Consider the following 17004-nt stretch of genomic DNA (forward strand, 5'->3'; position numbering starts at 1 on the left):
GGCTCGGGCGGGGAGCTCCCCGCCCGACTGCTCGCGCACCATGGAGGTGGCGTGCCAGTCGGGCCGGCCCTCGTCGTACGCGCCGGTGCGCCTCCCGTGCTCGCCGTGCGCGGCCGCTGCCCGCCGCTTCCGACGCTACGCCCGCTGCCGCGCCCCCGCAGCGGGCCACCCGGCCGGCCGGCGGCAGCGGCGGCACCGCGGGCCGTGGCGGGTCAGCCGCCGGGGCGGGCGGAGGGCTCCGGCTCCGGCCGCTCGATCTCCGGCTCCAGGCCCTCCCGCAGCTGCGTGCGGCGGCGGCCCGTGTCGGTGCGCCAGACCTCGAACGCCCACCCGGTCGCCGCGACCACGGCGAGGCCCAGCAGCCAGCCGCCGATCACGTCGCTGCACCAGTGGACGCCCAGCGCGACCCGGGTGAAGCCGACGCCCACCACCGAGACGCCCGCGAAGGACCAGCACAGCCACCGCAGGCGGCGCGGCACCAGCGGGAGCAGCACCAGCAGGAACACGGCGAAGGAGGTGGTGGCGGTCATGGCGTGGCCGGAGGGGAAGGAGTAGCCGGGGGCATGGGTCACCGGATCGGGCAGCGACGGCCGGGCGCGTTCGACGACCGCCTTCACCAGCACGCCGATGAGCCCGCCGGCGACGGCCGTCACCGACGCCCAGATCGCCAGCCGCCACGCCCTGCGGTGCAGCAGCCACACCACGAGCAGCGCCACCGCGACGCGCAGCGTGGTCGGGCTCCAGATCCAGTTCGACAGGAACTCCAGCGTCCGCGTCCAGCCGTGGTGACCCACGGCGACCCGGTGCAGCCGGCCCGCCGCGCCGGTGTCCAGCCGCCGCAGCGGCGGCCAGCTGCTCTCCACCAGCACGAGCAGCAGCCCGAAGGCGACCGCCGCGCCCGCGGCGCCGACGGCCGAACCCAGCAGGTGGGCGCCGTACTTGCGGTCCGCGCCGGCACGGCGCTCCTGCGCGGTGTGGACGATGTGGTGCGTCACGGTCATGCTCCCGGATCGGGCTGGACGGGGGCCGGCCGCTTGGCGCGGGCGGCCTCCAGCTGGGCCGCGAACGCCAGCCCCAGGTAAAGGGCTATCGAGGTCAGATACGTCCACACCAGCAGCGACATGAACGCGCTCAGCGGGCCGTACACGGTGTCGAAGGAGCCGCTCAGCCGTACGTAGAGCGCCAGCAGCAGGGTCAGCGCGCCCCACAGCCCCAGGTAGACGGCCGCGCCGAAGGTCAGCCAGGTGTAGCCGGGCTGCTCGCGGCGGGGCGAGCGGCGGAAGATGACGCTGGCCGCGGCGAGCGCCAGCAGCAGCCCGACCGGCCAGCGTGCGATGTTCCACACGGCCAGCGAGGTGCCGCCGCCCAGGTGGTACACCGACACCACCGCCGACCCCAGGTCCGCGCCCGCCACGATCACGAGCGCCGCGAGGCCGAGCGGCAGTCCGGCGGTCACCGACATGACCAGGCCCCGGGTGTACTTCTGGACGAACGGCCGGTCGCGCTCGATGCCGTAGATCCGGTTCGCGCCGCGTTCGATCTGCGCCATCGCGGTGGTCAGGTTCAGCCACGCGAAGACCAGGCCGAACCAGAGCGCGAACTGCGTGCCCTCGCCGTTGTGCCGGCGGCTGCGCTCCAGGGCGTCCTCGACCACCTGCTGGCTCGGGCCGGCGGCCAGCCGCTGGATCGCCAGCTCGGCGACCCGGCCGATCCTGTCCCCGTGCAGGGCGGTGGACAGCCCCACGAAGGCGATCGCCAGCGGGATCACGGTCAGCACCATCTGCAGCGCCAGGGCGCGGGAGTTGCTGAAGCCGTCGGCGTAGCGGAAGCGCACGTACGCGTCGCGCACCAGCGGCCAGCGGCCGTACCGGCGCAGCGCGGCCACGGCGTCGTCCACCGACAGCTCGTCACCGGCCATCGCGCGCGTCTGCGGTACCCGCCGTGCGGTGCCCATTCAGCGCTCCCGGTCCGGGAGCAGCACGGTGAGCGCGCCCGGCGCCACCCGGGCGCTCAGCCGCCGCCCGGCGGTGACCGGGTCGCCGTCGACCTCGCGCGGCTGCGCGGCGCCGAACTCCACCTCGGCCTCGCGGCAGGCGTGCACCGTCACCGCGGCGGAGCGGGCGCCGGGCGCGCCGGGCCGGGTGCGCGCCGAAGCGCCGCGGACGACGCCCACGACCGCGGCCGGCCACCCGAGCGGGCCGTGCGGGTCCACCAGGACGACGTGCAGCAGCCCGTCGTCGAAGCGGGCGTCCGGCACGAGCGCGGCGCCGGCCTGGAGGGTGCCGACGTTGGCGAGGAGCACCATCCGCGCGGTGCTGCGCACCCGCTCCCCGCCGTCGAGCCGCAGCGTGACGTCCATCCGGGGACTGCGCAGCGTGCGCAGCGCGGCCAGGACGTACGCGGGCCAGCCCACCGCCGACTTCACCCGTTCCGGGGTGCGTTCCATCAGCGCGGCGTCCAGACCCGCCCCGGACATCGCGACGAAGTACCGCTCCGGCAGGCCGTCGCCCTCGATCCGGCCGAGGTCGACGGGTCGGGGCGCGCCGGCCAGCGCCGCGTCGAGGGCCGCGGCGGCGTCCAGCGGCAGGCCCAGGTTGCGGGCGAGCAGGTTGCCGGTGCCGTGCGGCGCCAGGGCCAGGGGGACGCCGGTGCCGGCCAGCGCGTCGGCCACCGCGGTCACGGTGCCGTCGCCGCCGCACGCGACGACGAGCGTCGCGCCGTCCGCCAGGGCCTGCCGGGCCTGGCCGCCGCCGGGATCGTCCGCGGTGGTCTCGACGAACCGGGCGCGGGCGTGGCCGTGCCGCTCCAGCACCAGGCGCAGCGCCTCGCGGTCCGCCTCGCCGGTGGCGACCGGGTTGACGACCACGACGGCCGTGCCCGGCACGGGGGTCGCGGTGCGGCGCGCCTCGGCCACCGCCAGGTCGGCGGCGTGCTCGGGCAGCGGCGCGGGCGCCCGGTCGGCGGCCAGCACCGACCGGCCGACGACGAGCAGCGACAGCGCGCCGTTGAGCATGCCGCCCGCCACGTCCGTGGGGTGGTGCATGCCGCGGTACATGCGGCACGTGCCGACCGCCAGCGGTATCAGCAGGAGCAGCACGGCGACGGCGATCCGCCACGGGCGGCTGAGCCGCCGCGCCCGCGCCAGCACCAGGACCGCCAGGCCGCCGTAGAGCGCGGTCGCCGCGCCGGTGTGGCCCGAGGTGTAACTCGACGTGGGCGGCGAGTGGTCGAGCCGGTGCACCTCGGGCCGGTGGCGGTCCACCGCCGAGGTGATCGCCAGGAACACCAGCGCCTGGAGCGAGACGGCCGTCGCGAGGAAGACCGCCTCCCGCCACTTCGGCAGCCGGGGCGCGAACACCAGCAGGCCGCACACCACGACCGTGAGCGCGACGATGGCCACGGTGTTGCCGGCCTGCGAGCCCCAGGCGGTGGCGGTGTCGAGACCGCTGGTGCGCAGCCGTACGAACCCCTCGTCGACCCGGTCCTCGACGGTCATCGGCCAGACATGGCGCGCGGGGCCGGTGATGAGCAGGCCGAAGCCGATCAGCAGGGCCGCCTGGCAGACCGTCAGCGCGGTGATGCGGGCGGCGGCCAGGCCCCTGCCGGTGGTGAGGGCCGGGGCGCGTCCTGAGCGGAGGGCGCCCGGTCGGGCAGCGCCCGGCCGTGGGCCGGGCTCCGCGACGGAACCCCCCGGGATGGCGGTTGGCATGACGTCCCCCAGAGGCGTTCGCAGCGGTGTCGGCGACACGTCGCCGGAGGCCGCAGGGCCTGCGGCTATCGGTCCGGCTACCCCGGATCGAGGGGGACAGACCACCAGCCCGCCGGACCGCCCGCCTGGTCGCCCCGCCGTCGCCCGCCGACCTCGGCCCCGCCGCCGCGCGGCAGGCGCCGCGCCGGCGGTCAGTCCCGGGTGCCCATCGCGATCAGCTCCTGCAGCCGCAGTCCGCGCGCGGCGTCCAGCGGCGAAGGGACGCCGGTGCGGACCGCCGCGGCGAACTCGGAGCGCAGCAGCGGCCAGCTCTCGCGGTGGCCGGCGCCCGCGCTGTCCCAGGTCAGCTCCTCGCCGGCGCCGAGGAGTTCGACGCGGGCACGGGCCCTGGGCAGGCGTACGGAACCCGAGAGCGACGCCTGGCTCACCGCGCCGTTCTCGTGCTCGCAGGTCAGCTCCACCCAGCGGCGCGGATCGCCGGTGGCGCGCAGCCGGGCGATCGGGCCGACCGACGCGTCGAGCAGGTCCAGCAGGTGCGGGCCGAGGTCGAGCAGCGCGCCCTCGCTGAGCCGCCAGCCGGTGGCCATCTCGCCGTCGAGGAAGGCGCCGTGCAGGTAGCAGGAGCGGGCGCCGGTCACCTCGGCGGCGGCGGCCGCGGCGAGGAAGGCGCGCGTCGCCGGGTGGTACCGCTTGGTCAGGACCAGCTGCGAGACCACTCCGGCCGTCCCGACCGCCTCGGCCACCGTCCGCGCCGAGGCCAGGTCGGCGCCCAGCGGCTTGTCCAGCAGCAGCGCCTTGCCCGCGCGGGCGGCCCGTACCGCGAGCGGCGCCTGCACGGCCGGCGGGACGGCGAACGCCACCGCCTCGCAGCTGTCGAAGAGCTCCTCGGGCGATCCGGCGACGGCCGCGCCGTGCGCGCCGGCCAGCAGGGCGGCGGCCTCGGGCCGCCGGGCCCAGACCGCTGTCAGGGTGGTCTCGGGTCCGGCGGCCAGCATGGGGGCGTGCATGTCGCGGGCCCAGGGGCCCGCTCCGATCAGGCCGACCCGGACCGGCGGCTCGGCTGAGGGGGACGCTGTCATGGTGCTACTCCTGGGAGGGGGCCGGTGCCCGCAGGGCGGGGGCGCCCACGAGGGCGGCCAGCCGCACGTCGGCCTGTTCCGGCGCGTAGAGATGGTCGACCACCATGGCGGTGGCGCCCTTGAGCGCGGCGCGGTCGCCCAGCCGCGAGGTGACGATCTGCAGGCTGCGGGTGGAGCGCGGCAGCGCCCGCTGGTACAGCAGTTCGCGGATGCCGGTGAGGAAGTGGGTCTCGGCGAGGTCGCCGGCGATCATCAGCACACCGGGGTTGAGCAGGGTGACGGCGGTGGCCAGCACCTCCCCGACGCGCTGGCCGGCCTCGCGGGCCAGCCGCACCGCGTCGGGGTGCCCGTCGTCGAGCAGCGCGCGGACGTCGGTGCCCGACTCGGCCGCGACGCCGAGCCCGGCCAGCTGGCCCGCCACCGCCCGGCCGCTGGCGACCGCGGCCAGGCAGCCGTACGAACCGCACATGCAGCGCGCGTCGGGCCGGTCGTGCAGCCGGATGTGGCCGAGGTCGCCGGCGCCGCCGTCCACGCCGCGGAAGACCTGGCCGTCGATGACGACGCCCGCGCCGATGCCGGTGGAGACCTTGACCAGGACGAAGGTGGTGCAGTCGGGCCAGCCGTCGCGCTGCTCCCCGAACGCCATCAGGTTGGCGTCGTTGTCGGTGAGCACCGGCACCCGGGGGTCGGTGCCGGCCCGCCCGGCGAGCGCCCGTTGCAGGCGCTCGCCGATGGGGTAGCCGTCCCAGCCCGGCATGATGGGGGGTCTGATCACCAGTCCTGAGGCGAAGTCGACCGGGCCGGGCAGGGACAGCCCGACGCCGCACACCCGCGGCGCCGGCACGCCGGTGGCGGCCAGCAGGTCGGCGAACCACCCGGCGAGCGTGTCCAGCACCGCCTCCGGGCCGTCCGCCACACGCAGTTCGCCGTCGTGCTCGGCGAGCACGGCGCCGGCCAGGTCGAGTACGGCGGCGCGGGCGTGGGTGGTGTCCAGGTCGGCGGCGAGCACCGCGGCGTGGCCGGGATCGAAGGCCAGCCGTAGCGACGGCCGGCCGCCGGTGGACAGCTGGCCGGGGGTGGAGGCCAGCCATCCGGCGGCGAAGAGCTGGTCCAGGCGCTGGCCCACCGTCGAACGGGACAGCCCGGTCAGGCTCTGCAGTTCGCCCCTGGTGCCCGCCTGTCCGGTACGGATCAGCTCGAGCAGGTGTCCAGCGGTGCTGCTGGGCGTTGCCATCGGATCGGTTCTCCTCGGGTTCGTGCTCGCGCCGACCGGGTCAGCTCTTGTCCGCGCCGGTGGTCAGGCCCTCGGTGAGGAACCGCTCGGCGACGTAGAACAGGACTATCACGGGGACGGTCAGCACGACCGAGCCCGCCATGAGGACGGTGGTGGGCACCTCGATCGCGTTGTTCATCTGCGAAAGCCCCAGCGACACCGTCCACTTGGAGGGGGTGGCGGCCAGGAAGAGCAGCGCGAACAGGAACTCGTTCCAGGCGATCATGAAGACGTACAGGCCGGTGGCCATCAACGACGGCGCGGCCAGCGGCAGGACGACCCGCCACAGCACCTGCAGCCGCGAGCAGCCGTCGAGCGCGGCGGCCTCCTCCACGCTCACCGGGATCGTGGTGAAGTAGTTCTTCAGCATGTAGATGGACACCGGGACGGTCTGCGCGATGTACACGATGGCCAGGCCCACCAGGCTGCCCTGCAGGCCGATGCGGGCGAACATCACGAACAGCGGCACCGCGAGCAGCGTCGCGGGGAACAGGTAGACCGCCAGGAACAGCGCGCTGATCTGCCGGCTTCCGACGAACTTCAGCCGGCTGATCGCCCAGGCGCCCGGCACCGAGGCGGCGAGCGTGAGCACCACCGTGCCCAGCGACACCAGCGCGGAGTTGCGCAGCATGCCCAGCAGCCCCTGGCCGCCCTTGGACGTGGGCTCCAGGATGGTCTTGTACGTGCTGAGCGTGAGGTCGTGCACGCTGATCCACAGCGAGCCGGGGTGCAGCAGCAGCTGCCCGGTCGGCCGGAAGGACAGCACGACCATGTAGTAGAAGGGGAACACCGTCGCTATCAGCAGCAGCGCGATGACGACGTAGCGCAGGCCGCCGAACAGGCGGTCCTCGAACTGGGCGCGGCTCATGCCTCTTCCTCCTGGACGCGCTTGGCGAAGAACCCGAAGTAGATGCCCAGCAGCACCATGAGGATCGCGGCGAGCAGCAGCGCCTGGGCGGCGGCGGCTCCCACGTCGTAGCTGGCGGTGAGGAAGTTGTAGACCCGCACCGACACCACCTCGGTGCCGGAGTTCCCGCCGGTCAGCAGGTAGATGTCGTCGAACTTGTTGAAGGTCATGATGAACCGCAGCACCGACAGCAGGGCGATCACCGGCATCAGCTGGGGGAGCAGGATGTACCGGAACCGCTGGGACTGGGTCGCGCCGTCCACCGTCGCGGCTTCCTCGATCCCCGCCGGCACCGCCTGCAGCCTGGCGAGCAGGAAGAGGAAGGCGAACGGGAAGTAGCGCCAGATCTCGAAGGCGACCACCGTCATCAGGGCCATCGGCAGGTGGACGTGGACGCCGAGCAGGTCGGCCTTGTACGAGCTGGTCGACAGGAAGGCGATCGGCCGGTGCCAGCCGAACAGGTGCATGCCCCAGTTGTTGATGACACCGGTCTGCGGGTTGAGCGCGGTCTCCCAGACGAAGGTGACCGCGACCACCGGCGCGACGTACGGCAGCAGCATGGTGCTGCGCACGACCCCCCGGCCGCGGAACGGCCGGCGCAGGGCCAGGGCGGCGACCAGGCCGAGCAGGATCGACCCGACGGTGCCGCCCACGGTGTAGACCAGCGTGGTCCACAGGGAGGTCCAGAAGCCGGGCGCGGTGAAGACCTGGTCGAAGTTGCCCCAGGTCCAGTTGCCGAACAGGCCCATGCCCTGGAGGTCGATCAGCCGGGCGTGCTGGAAGGCGAGCAGCACGGTCCAGGCGATCGGCACGACGACGATGACCAGGACCACGAGCAGGGTCGGCGACACGAAGGCCAGACCGGCCCGGTTCTGGCTGCGTTGCATGGGGGAGGGCCGGCGGCGGGTGACGCCGGGGGATGTGCTCATCGGGGCTTCCTTGGTGACGGTGCCGGGGCTCAAAGGAGCGTCTTCTGGAGTGCGGACACCGCGCTGTCGGCCTGCCGGGCGGCGGAGTCGGGGGAGAGCTGGTCGCCGCCGGTCATCGAACCGATGGCCTGGGGGACCGGCAGGGTGCCCTCGGTGGCGCCCACCAGCGCGCCCTGGCCCTGGGTGATGCCCCAGCGCTGCATGTTGCCGACGCCGGCGAGCAGCTGGTCGAGGAAGGAGGCGGGGAAGAGCGTGTCCATCGGCTGGAGGCTGTCGACGCCGATCTTCATGCCGCGCCAGTCGGTGACGTACTTCTTCGGGGCGGCCACCGTGCCGTCGCGGACCGGGATCTTGCCCTCGGGCTCCATGCCGAGCCAGCCCTCGTAGCCGGTGCTCATCATGAACCGGATGAACTTCTCGGCGGCGGGCGCGTTGGCGTGCTTGGTGACGGTCCATGAGGAGATCTCGCCGAACTGGGCCGGGGTGGCGCCGTCCGGGCCCTTGATGGCGGTGACGATCCCGGAGTTCCTCGACAGGAACGTCTTGTCGCCCTTGCACTGGGGGCAGTTGGGCAGCACGTCGTCGCGCAGGCCGGCCAGCGAGTTCAGCAGGTACGTGGACCACACGACCATCGCCGACTGGCCGGCCTGGTAGGTGGCACGGGTGGTGTCGACGGTCTGGGTGCCGGCCGGACCGGTGGCGGCGAGCTGCTGGTAGGCGGTGAACGCCTTCCGGCACTGCGGGCTGTCCAGAGCGGCCTTGCCGTCGGCCGTCACCAGCTGGCAGTTCTCGGCGACCGCGAGGTCCTCGAAGCTCTGCTGGGTGAAGACGTCCTTCGGGTCGTCGGCGAGCGAGATGCCGCTCATCGAGCCCTTGTCGAGGGTCTTCGCGGCCTTGAGGATGCTGTCGTAGGTGTCGGGGACCGGCAGGTGGGCCCGCGCGAAGAGGTCCTTGCGGTACACGAGCACCTGCTGCCACGAGTCGCTGGGGACCGACAGCTGCCTCGTCCCGTCGGCGGTGAGCTTCAGGGCGTTGGGGTCGAAGGTGCCGCGGCCGAGGCCGTCGAGGACCTTCGCGGTCGCGTCGGTGTTCAGCAGGCCGTTGCTGTACATCTGCCAGAGCGGGGCGAGCGGGATGCCGCCCATGACGTCGGGCAGCTTGCCGGCGGCCGCGGCCGACTCCACGAGCTGCGGGAGCTGGCTCTCGTCGATGCCGACCAGCTTGACCTTGATGCCGGTCTGCTTCTCGAACACGCCGATCAGCTTCTCGGTCGCGGCCATTCGGGCCGGGAGGTTCTCCTCGCTCCACACGGTCAGCGAGTTGCCCGTCCGTGTCTGCGTGCCCGCGCAGCCGGCCAGCAGGCCGATGCCGAGCGCCGCGGCGACGACCGCTGCCACAGCTCTGGTGCCTCTTAGCGCCCACATCCGCATGAACCGTCCTCACTCACGGGGCTTTGTGTTAACGACGTGTTGCATAACAGCACCACTTTTGCCTGTTGACAAGACCTAAGTGTGGGATATCTTCGACGTAAGCCAGGGGCATCTGGCTGATCACACCTGGTATCGCCGCAGCTTCGGAGACATCGTGGAACGCATCGTCCAGTTCACCGGCCCTCGACAGGTCGAGGTCGCAGCCGTTGCCCAGGAGCCCCTGCCCCCGGGGCACTTGCGGGTCCGCACCCGCTACTCCGGGATCTCCGCCGGCACCGAACTGACCGCCTACCGCGGCACCAACCCGTACCTCACCCGCACCTGGGACCCGCAGGCCCGGCTCTTCCGCGACGATGTGGCGGGGATCACCTACCCGGTCGCCGGCTGGGGGTACTCCGAGGTCGGCGAGGTCACCGAGGTCTCGCCGGAGCTCGACGGCACCCCCGGGCTGCCCGTGGCGGGCGACCTGGTGTGGGGCATCTGGGGCCACCGCAGCGAGGGCATCGTGCCGGCCGAGCGGATGGCCGGCCACCGCCTGCCCGACGGGCTCGACCCGCTCGCCGCAGCGTTCGCCCGGGTCGGCGCGATCGCGTACAACGCGGTGCTGGCCGCGGACATCCATCTCGGCGAGGACGTCGCGGTGTTCGGGCAGGGCGTCATCGGACTGCTGGCCACCCGGCTGGCCCGGCTCAACGGCGCCGTGGTCACCGCCGTGGACGCCCTGGACGCCCGCCTCGACGCGGCCCGCCGCTACGGCGCCGCGCACACCCTCAACGCCCGTGCGGGCGGCGTCGCCGAAGCCGTCCGCGAGCTGACCGCCGGCCGCGGCGCGGACCTGGCCATCGAGATCAGCGGCGCCTACCCCGCCCTGCACGAGGCCCTGCGCACCGTCGCCGCGGGCGGCCGCGTCGTCGCCTCCGGCTTCTACCAGGGCGACGGGACCGGACTGCGGCTGGGCGACGAGTTCCACCACAACCGCGTCCAGCTCATCTGCTCCCAGATCGGCGGCGTGCCCCCGCAGCTGTCGCACCGCTGGACCGTCGACCGGCTGCAGCAGACCTTCCTGCGCCTGGTCGCCGAGGGCCAGGTGGACACCGCGGCCCTGGTCAGCCACCGGGTGCCGGTCGCCGACGCGGCCGCCGCCTACACCCTGATCGACGAACGCCCCGCCGACGCCCTCCAGGTCGTCCTGGAATTCTGAGCCGACCGGCACCCGAAAGGCCCCTCCATGCTGAAGCTTGCCTGCCAGGAGCAACTGCTGCCCGGCGAAACCCTCCAGGCCAAGTGGGACGTCGCCCAGTCCGCCGGCTACGACGCGATCGAGCTGCGCGGCAAGGGCGACCTCCACTTCCGCGACCGGCTCCCCGAACTGCGCACCGCGCTCGCCGACGGCGTGGTCATGCCGACCGTGTGCGTCGACATGCTGCACTTCCTCGGCGCCTTCGACGACGGCCTGCGCCGCGACGCCGTCGCGCAGATGAAGTCCCAGCTCTCGGTGATCGCCGAGCTGGGCGGCCTCGGCGCCCAGACCCCCGCGTCGTACGGCATGTTCTCCCGCCGGCTGCCGCCCTTCGAGCCGCCGCGCACGGAGGAGCAGGACCGCGAGGTGCTGCTCGCCGGCCTCACCGAACTCGGCGAGCACGCCCGCGCTGAGGGCGTCGCGCTCTTCCTCGAACCGCTCAACCGGTACGAGGACCACATGGTCAACCGGCTGGAGCAGGCCGTGGACCTGATCCGCGAGGTCGGCCTGGACTCGGTGCGGATCGGCATCGACAGCTACCACATGAACATCGAGGAGGCCGACCCGTCGGCCGCGATCGTCGCCGCGGCGCCCTACATCGGGCACGCGCAGGTCAGCGACTCCAACCGGTTCCAGCCCGGCGCCGGGCACCTGGACTGGCCCGCCTGGCTCGGCGCGCTCCAGGCCGCCGGCTACGACGGCTACCTCGCCGCCGAGTGTCGGCTGACCGGCGACCCGGTGCAGGCCGTCCGCTCCGTGCCCGCCTTCCTGCGACGGGCGGCCGGATGACGGCCCTGCTGGCCCCCGACCCCACGGACACCGACCGCGACCGCCGGCTGCGGGCGGCCGCGATGCGCGTGCTGCTGGCCAACTGGACCGGATCGGGCACCGTGCCCTCCCGTTCGCTGTACCCGCACCAGTGGAGCTGGGACTCCGCCTTCATCGCCATCGGGCTGCGGCACCTGTCCCCGCGCCGGGCCCAGCGTGAGCTGGAGTCGCTGCTCGGCGCCCAGTGGCTCGACGGCCGGGTCCCGCACATCGTGTTCAACCCCGCGGTGCCCTCCCACGCCTACTTCCCCGGCCCCGGCTTCTGGCGCTCGTCGACCGCGGGGCGGCGCGCCGGCGCACCCGCCGGGGTGCAGACCTCGGGCATCGTCCAGCCGCCGGTGCACGCGCTGGCCGCCTGGCTGGTGCACCGCGCCGACCCCGGCGAGTCCCGGCGCCGGGGCTTCCTGGCCCGGGTGCTGCCCGCCCTCGAAGCCTGGCACCGCTATCTGGAGACTCACCGCGACCTCGGCGGCCAGGGACTGGCCGCCGTCGTGCACCCCTGGGAACCCGGCCTGGACAACAGCCCGTGCTGGGACCGGCCGCTGCTGCGCGTCACCCCCGCCCCCGCGGGCTCCTTCCGGCGGGCCGACCTCGTCCACGCCTCGGCCGCCGACCGGCCCACCGACCTGGACTACGCCCGGTACGTCGGACTCGCCGCCGCGTACCGGGACCGCGGCTACCAGGACCACGGCCGCGGCGACCACGGCCACGGCGACGCGGGGGTGTCGGGCGCGCGCCCCTCCTTCGCCGTCGAGGACCCCGGCTTCAACGCCCTGCTCATCGCCTCCGAGCACGCGCTCGCCGACATCGCCGAGGCCCTCGGCGCGGACGCGTCCGCGCCGCGCCGCCGCGCGCGGCGCCTGACCGACGCGCTGGTACGGCGGCTGTGGGACCGGGAGCGCGGCGTCTTCGCCGCCCGCGACCTCGGCGACGGCGCCCTGCTGCCGGTCACCGCGGTCAACGGACTGCTGCCGCTGATCGTCCCCGGGCTGCCCGCGGACGTCGCCGGCGCGCTGGGGGCCACCCTCGCGGGGGAGCACTTCCGCCTCGGCGAGGTGCACATGGTGCCCAGCTACGACCTGACAGGGCCGCAGTTCGACGCCGGCCGCTACTGGCGCGGACCGAGCTGGTTCAACACCGCCTGGCTGATCCACCGGGGCCTGCGTGCGACCGGCGCCACCGAACCGGCCGACCGGCTCAGGGCCGGCATCCTCCACGACGCGGGCGCGACCGGGTTCGCCGAGTACGTGGACCCGTACACCGGCGAGGGCCACGGCATCCGGGACTTCAGCTGGACCGCCGCCCTCACGCTCGACCTCCTCACCGACCCGGAGGACACCCGATGACCGGGACAGAACGCGTCCTGACCGACCGCGGCACCTTCGCCGTGGCCGCCGCGGACGGAAGCATCACCGGCACCCGCGGCGCCACCCCCGACGGCCTGTTCGTGCAGGACGCCCGGCACCTGAGCCGCTGGCGGCTGACCGCCGACGGCGCGCCGCTCGACGTGCTCACCCGTGACGACGCGCGCGTGGTGCTGACACCGCCGGGCACGCGCGACGAGCCCGCGCCGTACACCGTGGTCCGGGAGCAGGCCCTCGCGGCGGGCGTGCTGGTCGAGCGCCTCACCCTGCTCAACAACCTGGCCCGCCCGGTGCGGGCCCGCCTCGAACTGTCCGTCGCGGCCGACTTCGCCGACCAGTTCGAACTGCGCTCCGACCGCCGGCACTACGACAAGAGCGACGGCGTGCACGAGAGCGCCGCCGGCCCGGACGGCGTGGCCTTCCGCTACCGGCGCGGCCCCGACTGGGACGCCTCGACCACGGTCACCGCGCAGCCGCCGCCGGATGCCGTGCGCGCCGCGGACGGCGAGGAGGGCGGGCAGGTGCTGTCCTGGCGGCTCGCCGTGCCGGCCCACGGCAGCCGCGAGATCGCCCTCGCGGTACGGGCGTTCGCCGCGCACGCCGGACCCCCGGCCGAGGTGACCGGCGCCGGCGGCATCGCCACGCCGGCCACCCTGCACGCCCACCAGGCCCGCGAAGCGGCGGAGTTCACCGACGCCGAGCCGCGCCCCACCGAGTCGGCGGGACCGGCCGGGCTGCCCGGTCTGGCGCAGGCGGTCGACCGGGGCCTCGCCGACCTGGCCGCCCTGCGCATCCCCGGTGTCGGACCCGACGGGGAGCCGGTGAGCGTGCCGGGCGCCGGCATCCCGTGGTTCCTCACCCTGTTCGGCCGCGACTCCCTGCTGACCTCGCTGTTCGCGCTGCCCTACCGTCCGGGGCTGGCGGCCGGCACGCTCGCCGCGCTGGCCGCCGCCCAGGGCGTCACCGACGATCCCGCGCGCCTCGAACAGCCGGGCCGCATCCCCCACGAACTGCGCCACGGCGAACTCGCCCACTTCCGCCAGGTGCCCTACGGCCGCTACTACGGCTCGGTGGACGCCACCCCGCTGTTCCTGGTGCTGCTCCAGGCGTACACCGAGGCGACCGGCGACGCGCGCCTGGCCACCCGGCTGGAGGGGCACGCCCGTGCGGCGGTCGCGTGGATGTTCCGCGACGGCGGCCTCGACGACCACGGTTGGCTCGTCTACACCTCGGACGAGCAGGGCGGCGGCCTGGCCAACCAGAACTGGAAGGACTCCGCCGGCGCGATCTGCTTCGCCGACGGCGTGCAGGCCACCGGCGCCATCGCGGTCGCCGAGGCCCAGGGCTACGCGTACGACGCGCTGCGCCGCACCGCGCACCTGGCCGAGGGCGTGTGGCACGACGTCGCGTTCGCCCGGCGGCTGGAGAGCGCGGCCCGCGACCTGCGGCGGCGGTTCCCCGAGGAGTTCTGGCTGGCGGAGGCCGACTTCCCGGCGCTGGCCCTGGACGGCGGACGGCGCAAGGTCGACGCGCTCGGCTCGGACGCCGGCCACCTGCTGTGGTCGGGCCTGCTCGACCAGGACCGCGCCGAACGCGTCGGGCGGCGGCTGCTGCGGCCGGACTTCTTCTCCGGCTGGGGCATCCGCACGCTGGCCGCCGGCCAGCTCCCGTACCACCCGCTCTCCTACCACCGCGGCTGCGTCTGGCCGCACGACAACGCGGTGATCGCGCTCGGCCTGGCCCGGCACGGCCTCGCCGCGGAGGCGCGGCAGGTCGCCGAGGCGCTCGTCGCCGCCGGCCGCCACCACGACTGGCGGCTGCCCGAGGTGATGGCGGGCTACGGCCCCGACAGCCACCCCGCGCCGGTGCCCTACCCGCACTCCTGCTCCCCGCAGGCGTGGGCGGCCGCCACCCCGCTGGCGCTGCTCACCGCGCTGGGAGGCGCCCCGGCCCGCCCCGGCCCCGTACGCACCGGCCCGGCGCCCACCGGCCGCAGCTGACCCGGTCCGCTGCGCCGTACGGGATGCCGGACGGGCGATCCGCTGCGATCAGTCGCGGCGGTAGGCGGCGGCCGCGATCTCGACGAACGAGCGGATCAGCGGATTCGTGTCGCCCTGGCTCCACGCCGCCAGCACCCGGCTCGGCGGCATGTCGGCCAGCGGCACCACCGCGAGCCCCTCGCCGGGCGGATGGTCCGCCAGCGTCATGCCGACCGTGCCGTTCCAGAGGACGGCCTGCCGGCACTCCTGGACGGTACGCACCACCGGACCCCGGCGGACCCGGCCGCCGTTCCAGTACGACTGCCACAACGGATCGGTGCCCGCGGGGAAGAGGAACCAGCGGCGGTCCGCCAGGTCGGCCAGCTCCAGGCCGCCGCGGCCGGCCAGCGGGTCGTCGGCCCGCAGCAGCGCTCCCACCGGGTCGGCGCGCAGCTCGCGCACCGCGAGGCCGGTCCGGTCGAACGGCCCGCGGGTCAGCGCGACGTCGACGAGTCCGGCGTGCAGCCCGCAGGTCGGATCGGTCAGGTCGGTCTCGCGGACCGAGACGTGGACGCGCGGGTGCCGCCGGCGGTAGGCGTCGGCCAGGCGCGTCGCGCCCGGGTCGGCGCTGTCACCGAGCACGCCGACGGTGACCGCCGCCGCGCCTGCCGCCGCGGCGACGCGGACCCGGGCCAGCTCGGCCCGGTCGAGCAGCGCGCGCGCCTCGTCGAGCAGGACGCTCCCCGCCGCGGTGAGGCCGACACCCGCGGGCGACCGGTGGAACAGCGCGGCGCCGACCTCCGTCTCCAGGTTCCTGATCGCCCGGCTCAGCGGCGGCTGGCTCATGTGCAGCCGCACGGCCGCCCTGCCGAAGTGGAGTTCCTCGGCGACCGCCACGAAATAGCGCAGCGTGCGTAGCTCCATGCTGCGACGATACCCGTACGGTATCGACCTCGCGGAACGGGTCCTGGACGGTCGCGGCGCCCCCGCGGTGCAATCGGAGCCTGCCGCCCCGTACGCCCCCGGACGAAGGAACACCGTGAACGTCGCCTACTGGATCGTCGCCGGCCTGCTCGCCCTCTTCTACCTCTACGGGGGCGGGCTCAAGATCGTGCGCAGCCGCGAGCAGCTGCGGCCGATGATGGCCTGGGTGGACGGCATGCCGATGCCGGCGGTCAGGACCATCGGGCTGCTCGAACTGCTCGGCGCGATCGGGCTGGTGCTGCCGCCGCTGACGGGCGTCGCGCCCTGGCTGGCCGCGGTGGCGGCCGGGGGGTTCGTGCTGCTGCAAGTCGGCGCGATCAGGGTCCACCTGGGCCTCGGGGACCGCCAGGTCGCGCTCAACGTGGCGCTCGTCCTCACCGCGGCCGTGACCGTCTGGCTGGCCGCCGCCGGGCTGTGAGCGCCGGGCCCGGCGCGGCCGGGCGGCGGTTCAGTGCATCCACACCAGCGTCGGTATGCGCACCTCGCGCGCCACCGGCACCACCAGGTACTCGACGATGACGGGCTCGCCGGGGACCAGCACGCTGTAGCGCAGCCCGGCGTCGTCCAGCGGGCTGCCGGGCGCCGGCTTGCCGGCCTCGACGGCCCCGCCGGTCTCGATCACGAGCGCCTGCAGGAACAGCAGCACCGCGCGCTGCAGGTCCTTCGGCATCGCCTCGACGACCCCGGCCGGGTCCACGGTCAGGGCGAGCGACCAGCGAGGAGCGGACGGGGAGCCCGCGCTCACGGCTGGTCGGGCAGGTCGACGCCGAGGCGTACCGACAGCGCGTCCAGCGGCACCAGATTGCGGCCGTGCAGCGCGTCCTCGACCTGCCGGTCCCGCTCGGGCACCCGGCCGAGCATGGCGCGCGCCCACCAGGTCTCGATGACGGTCTCGAGCCGGCCGGCCGGGGTCTGCCCGACCTCGGCGTAGAACGCCATCCGCTCGGCGCCGCGCAGCGCACCCGCGACGGCGTCGATGGTCTTGGCCAACGCTGCGACCGGCCCGCTGCCGGGGTGAACGGGCTGAACACTCATCTCGTGCCGTCCCTGCCTGTCGTCGCCGGCGGCGGGCGCGTGCCGCCGACTGTTGTGCTGCCCATCGTGCCACTCCACGGGACGGCTGTGTCCACTCTTTCGGGCAGGCCGTGCGGCGCGGGGTACGCGAGCTGCCGTGGCCCGGTGTGGACGGCGGCGTAACTTTTCGCGGAAAACCCTCCACGCGGGGTGCCGCGGAGTATGAACGTAGCAAGCACACAGGAGCATCCGGTGTCCGGCCTCACCG

At 74.6% G+C, this 17004-nt stretch carries 16 protein-coding genes; 5 read left to right on the forward strand and 11 right to left on the reverse strand.

Translation table 11 applies throughout. The features are described from left to right. Positions 1-212: 212 nt before the first annotated feature. From V2S66_RS23000 to V2S66_RS23035, 8 genes are all read right to left on the reverse strand, one after another. On the reverse strand, positions 213-1001 hold the full coding sequence (locus V2S66_RS23000) for a phosphatase PAP2 family protein (RefSeq protein WP_330797962.1): 789 nt from the start codon (positions 999-1001) through the stop codon (positions 213-215). Further along, positions 998-1954 carry a YihY/virulence factor BrkB family protein gene (locus V2S66_RS23005; protein WP_330797963.1) on the reverse strand — a complete coding sequence of 319 codons (957 nt, stop codon included), beginning with the start codon at positions 1952-1954 and terminating at the stop codon, positions 998-1000. Before V2S66_RS23005 ends, V2S66_RS23000 begins: the two co-directional genes overlap by 4 nt. Then, positions 1955-3709 (reverse strand): bifunctional phosphatase PAP2/diacylglycerol kinase family protein, encoded by a 1755-nt coding sequence (locus V2S66_RS23010; protein ID WP_330797964.1) that lies wholly within the window; start codon positions 3707-3709, stop codon positions 1955-1957. It abuts the gene before it with no gap. Positions 3710-3900: 191 nt separating this feature from the next. After that, positions 3901-4788: a Gfo/Idh/MocA family protein gene (locus V2S66_RS23015; protein ID WP_330797965.1), complete on the reverse strand. Its 888-nt coding sequence runs from the start codon at positions 4786-4788 to the stop codon at positions 3901-3903. Positions 4789-4792: 4 nt separating this feature from the next. Next, on the reverse strand, positions 4793-6022 hold the full coding sequence (locus tag V2S66_RS23020; protein ID WP_330797966.1) for an ROK family transcriptional regulator: 1230 nt from the start codon (positions 6020-6022) through the stop codon (positions 4793-4795). A gap of 40 nt (positions 6023-6062) precedes the next feature. After that, positions 6063-6929, reverse strand: a complete 867-nt coding sequence (locus V2S66_RS23025; protein WP_330797967.1) for a carbohydrate ABC transporter permease — start codon at positions 6927-6929, stop codon at positions 6063-6065. After that, a complete protein-coding gene (locus V2S66_RS23030; RefSeq protein ID WP_330797969.1) occupies positions 6926-7897 on the reverse strand; it encodes a carbohydrate ABC transporter permease in 972 nt (323 codons plus the stop codon). Before V2S66_RS23030 ends, V2S66_RS23025 begins: the two co-directional genes overlap by 4 nt. Before the next feature lie 29 nt (positions 7898-7926). Then, positions 7927-9327 (reverse strand): ABC transporter substrate-binding protein, encoded by a 1401-nt coding sequence (locus V2S66_RS23035; protein ID WP_330797970.1) that lies wholly within the window; start codon positions 9325-9327, stop codon positions 7927-7929. Between the two features lie 154 nt (positions 9328-9481). On the opposite strand from V2S66_RS23035, the gene V2S66_RS23040 reads away from it, so the two are divergent. Genes V2S66_RS23040 through V2S66_RS23055 form a run of 4 tightly spaced genes read left to right on the forward strand, consistent with a single transcriptional unit; the run spans position 9482 to position 14759 of the window. Continuing rightward, positions 9482-10528: a zinc-dependent alcohol dehydrogenase gene (locus tag V2S66_RS23040; protein WP_330797971.1), complete on the forward strand. Its 1047-nt coding sequence runs from the start codon at positions 9482-9484 to the stop codon at positions 10526-10528. A gap of 27 nt (positions 10529-10555) precedes the next feature. Further along, on the forward strand, positions 10556-11356 hold the full coding sequence (locus V2S66_RS23045; RefSeq protein WP_330797973.1) for a sugar phosphate isomerase/epimerase family protein: 801 nt from the start codon (positions 10556-10558) through the stop codon (positions 11354-11356). After that, the gene (locus V2S66_RS23050) at positions 11353-12741 is read left to right on the forward strand and encodes an MGH1-like glycoside hydrolase domain-containing protein (protein WP_330797975.1); all 1389 of its coding nucleotides are present in this window, start codon (positions 11353-11355) and stop codon (positions 12739-12741) included. The genes V2S66_RS23045 and V2S66_RS23050 overlap by 4 nt, the downstream gene beginning before the upstream one ends. Continuing rightward, positions 12738-14759, forward strand: coding sequence for an amylo-alpha-1,6-glucosidase (locus V2S66_RS23055; RefSeq protein ID WP_330797977.1), 2022 nt, complete (start codon positions 12738-12740; stop codon positions 14757-14759). The genes V2S66_RS23050 and V2S66_RS23055 overlap by 4 nt, the downstream gene beginning before the upstream one ends. A 48-nt stretch (positions 14760-14807) precedes the next feature. Here the strand turns inward: V2S66_RS23055 and V2S66_RS23060 are convergent, their stop codons facing one another. After that, positions 14808-15662: a LysR family transcriptional regulator gene (locus tag V2S66_RS23060; protein WP_330797979.1), complete on the reverse strand. Its 855-nt coding sequence runs from the start codon at positions 15660-15662 to the stop codon at positions 14808-14810. Between the two features lie 115 nt (positions 15663-15777). On the opposite strand from V2S66_RS23060, the gene V2S66_RS23065 reads away from it, so the two are divergent. After that, complete coding sequence (locus tag V2S66_RS23065; protein WP_330797981.1) at positions 15778-16140, forward strand: DoxX family protein; 363 nt, start codon at positions 15778-15780, stop codon at positions 16138-16140. 30 nt (positions 16141-16170) lie between these two features. Here the strand turns inward: V2S66_RS23065 and V2S66_RS23070 are convergent, their stop codons facing one another. Both V2S66_RS23070 and V2S66_RS23075 read right to left on the reverse strand, forming a co-directional pair. Then, positions 16171-16467: a hypothetical protein gene (locus V2S66_RS23070; RefSeq protein WP_330797983.1), complete on the reverse strand. Its 297-nt coding sequence runs from the start codon at positions 16465-16467 to the stop codon at positions 16171-16173. Then, on the reverse strand, positions 16464-16757 hold the full coding sequence (locus V2S66_RS23075) for a hypothetical protein (protein WP_330797985.1): 294 nt from the start codon (positions 16755-16757) through the stop codon (positions 16464-16466). Before V2S66_RS23075 ends, V2S66_RS23070 begins: the two co-directional genes overlap by 4 nt. Positions 16758-17004: the final 247 nt, after the last annotated feature.

The sequence above is a fragment of the Actinacidiphila polyblastidii genome, assembly GCF_036353415.1.
GTDB classification, from domain to species: Bacteria; Actinomycetota; Actinomycetes; order Streptomycetales; family Streptomycetaceae; genus Actinacidiphila; species Actinacidiphila polyblastidii.

What these genes read in the sequence shown, in the direction of transcription:
- V2S66_RS23050 (WP_330797975.1), top strand. Translation starts at nt 11,353, where the DNA reads ATGACGGCCCTGCTGGCCCCCGACCCCACGGACACCGACCGCGACCGC.
- V2S66_RS23055 (WP_330797977.1), top strand. Translation starts at nt 12,738, where the DNA reads ATGACCGGGACAGAACGCGTCCTGACCGACCGCGGCACCTTCGCCGTG.
- V2S66_RS23030 (WP_330797969.1), bottom strand. Translation starts at nt 7,897, where the DNA reads ATGAGCACATCCCCCGGCGTCACCCGCCGCCGGCCCTCCCCCATGCAA.
- V2S66_RS23010 (WP_330797964.1), bottom strand. Translation starts at nt 3,709, where the DNA reads ATGCCAACCGCCATCCCGGGGGGTTCCGTCGCGGAGCCCGGCCCACGG.
- V2S66_RS23045 (WP_330797973.1), top strand. Translation starts at nt 10,556, where the DNA reads ATGCTGAAGCTTGCCTGCCAGGAGCAACTGCTGCCCGGCGAAACCCTC.
- V2S66_RS23005 (WP_330797963.1), bottom strand. Translation starts at nt 1,954, where the DNA reads ATGGGCACCGCACGGCGGGTACCGCAGACGCGCGCGATGGCCGGTGAC.
- V2S66_RS23060 (WP_330797979.1), bottom strand. Translation starts at nt 15,662, where the DNA reads ATGGAGCTACGCACGCTGCGCTATTTCGTGGCGGTCGCCGAGGAACTC.
- V2S66_RS23020 (WP_330797966.1), bottom strand. Translation starts at nt 6,022, where the DNA reads ATGGCAACGCCCAGCAGCACCGCTGGACACCTGCTCGAGCTGATCCGT.
- V2S66_RS23075 (WP_330797985.1), bottom strand. Translation starts at nt 16,757, where the DNA reads ATGAGTGTTCAGCCCGTTCACCCCGGCAGCGGGCCGGTCGCAGCGTTG.
- V2S66_RS23015 (WP_330797965.1), bottom strand. Translation starts at nt 4,788, where the DNA reads ATGACAGCGTCCCCCTCAGCCGAGCCGCCGGTCCGGGTCGGCCTGATC.
- V2S66_RS23025 (WP_330797967.1), bottom strand. Translation starts at nt 6,929, where the DNA reads ATGAGCCGCGCCCAGTTCGAGGACCGCCTGTTCGGCGGCCTGCGCTAC.
- V2S66_RS23000 (WP_330797962.1), bottom strand. Translation starts at nt 1,001, where the DNA reads ATGACCGTGACGCACCACATCGTCCACACCGCGCAGGAGCGCCGTGCC.
- V2S66_RS23035 (WP_330797970.1), bottom strand. Translation starts at nt 9,327, where the DNA reads ATGCGGATGTGGGCGCTAAGAGGCACCAGAGCTGTGGCAGCGGTCGTC.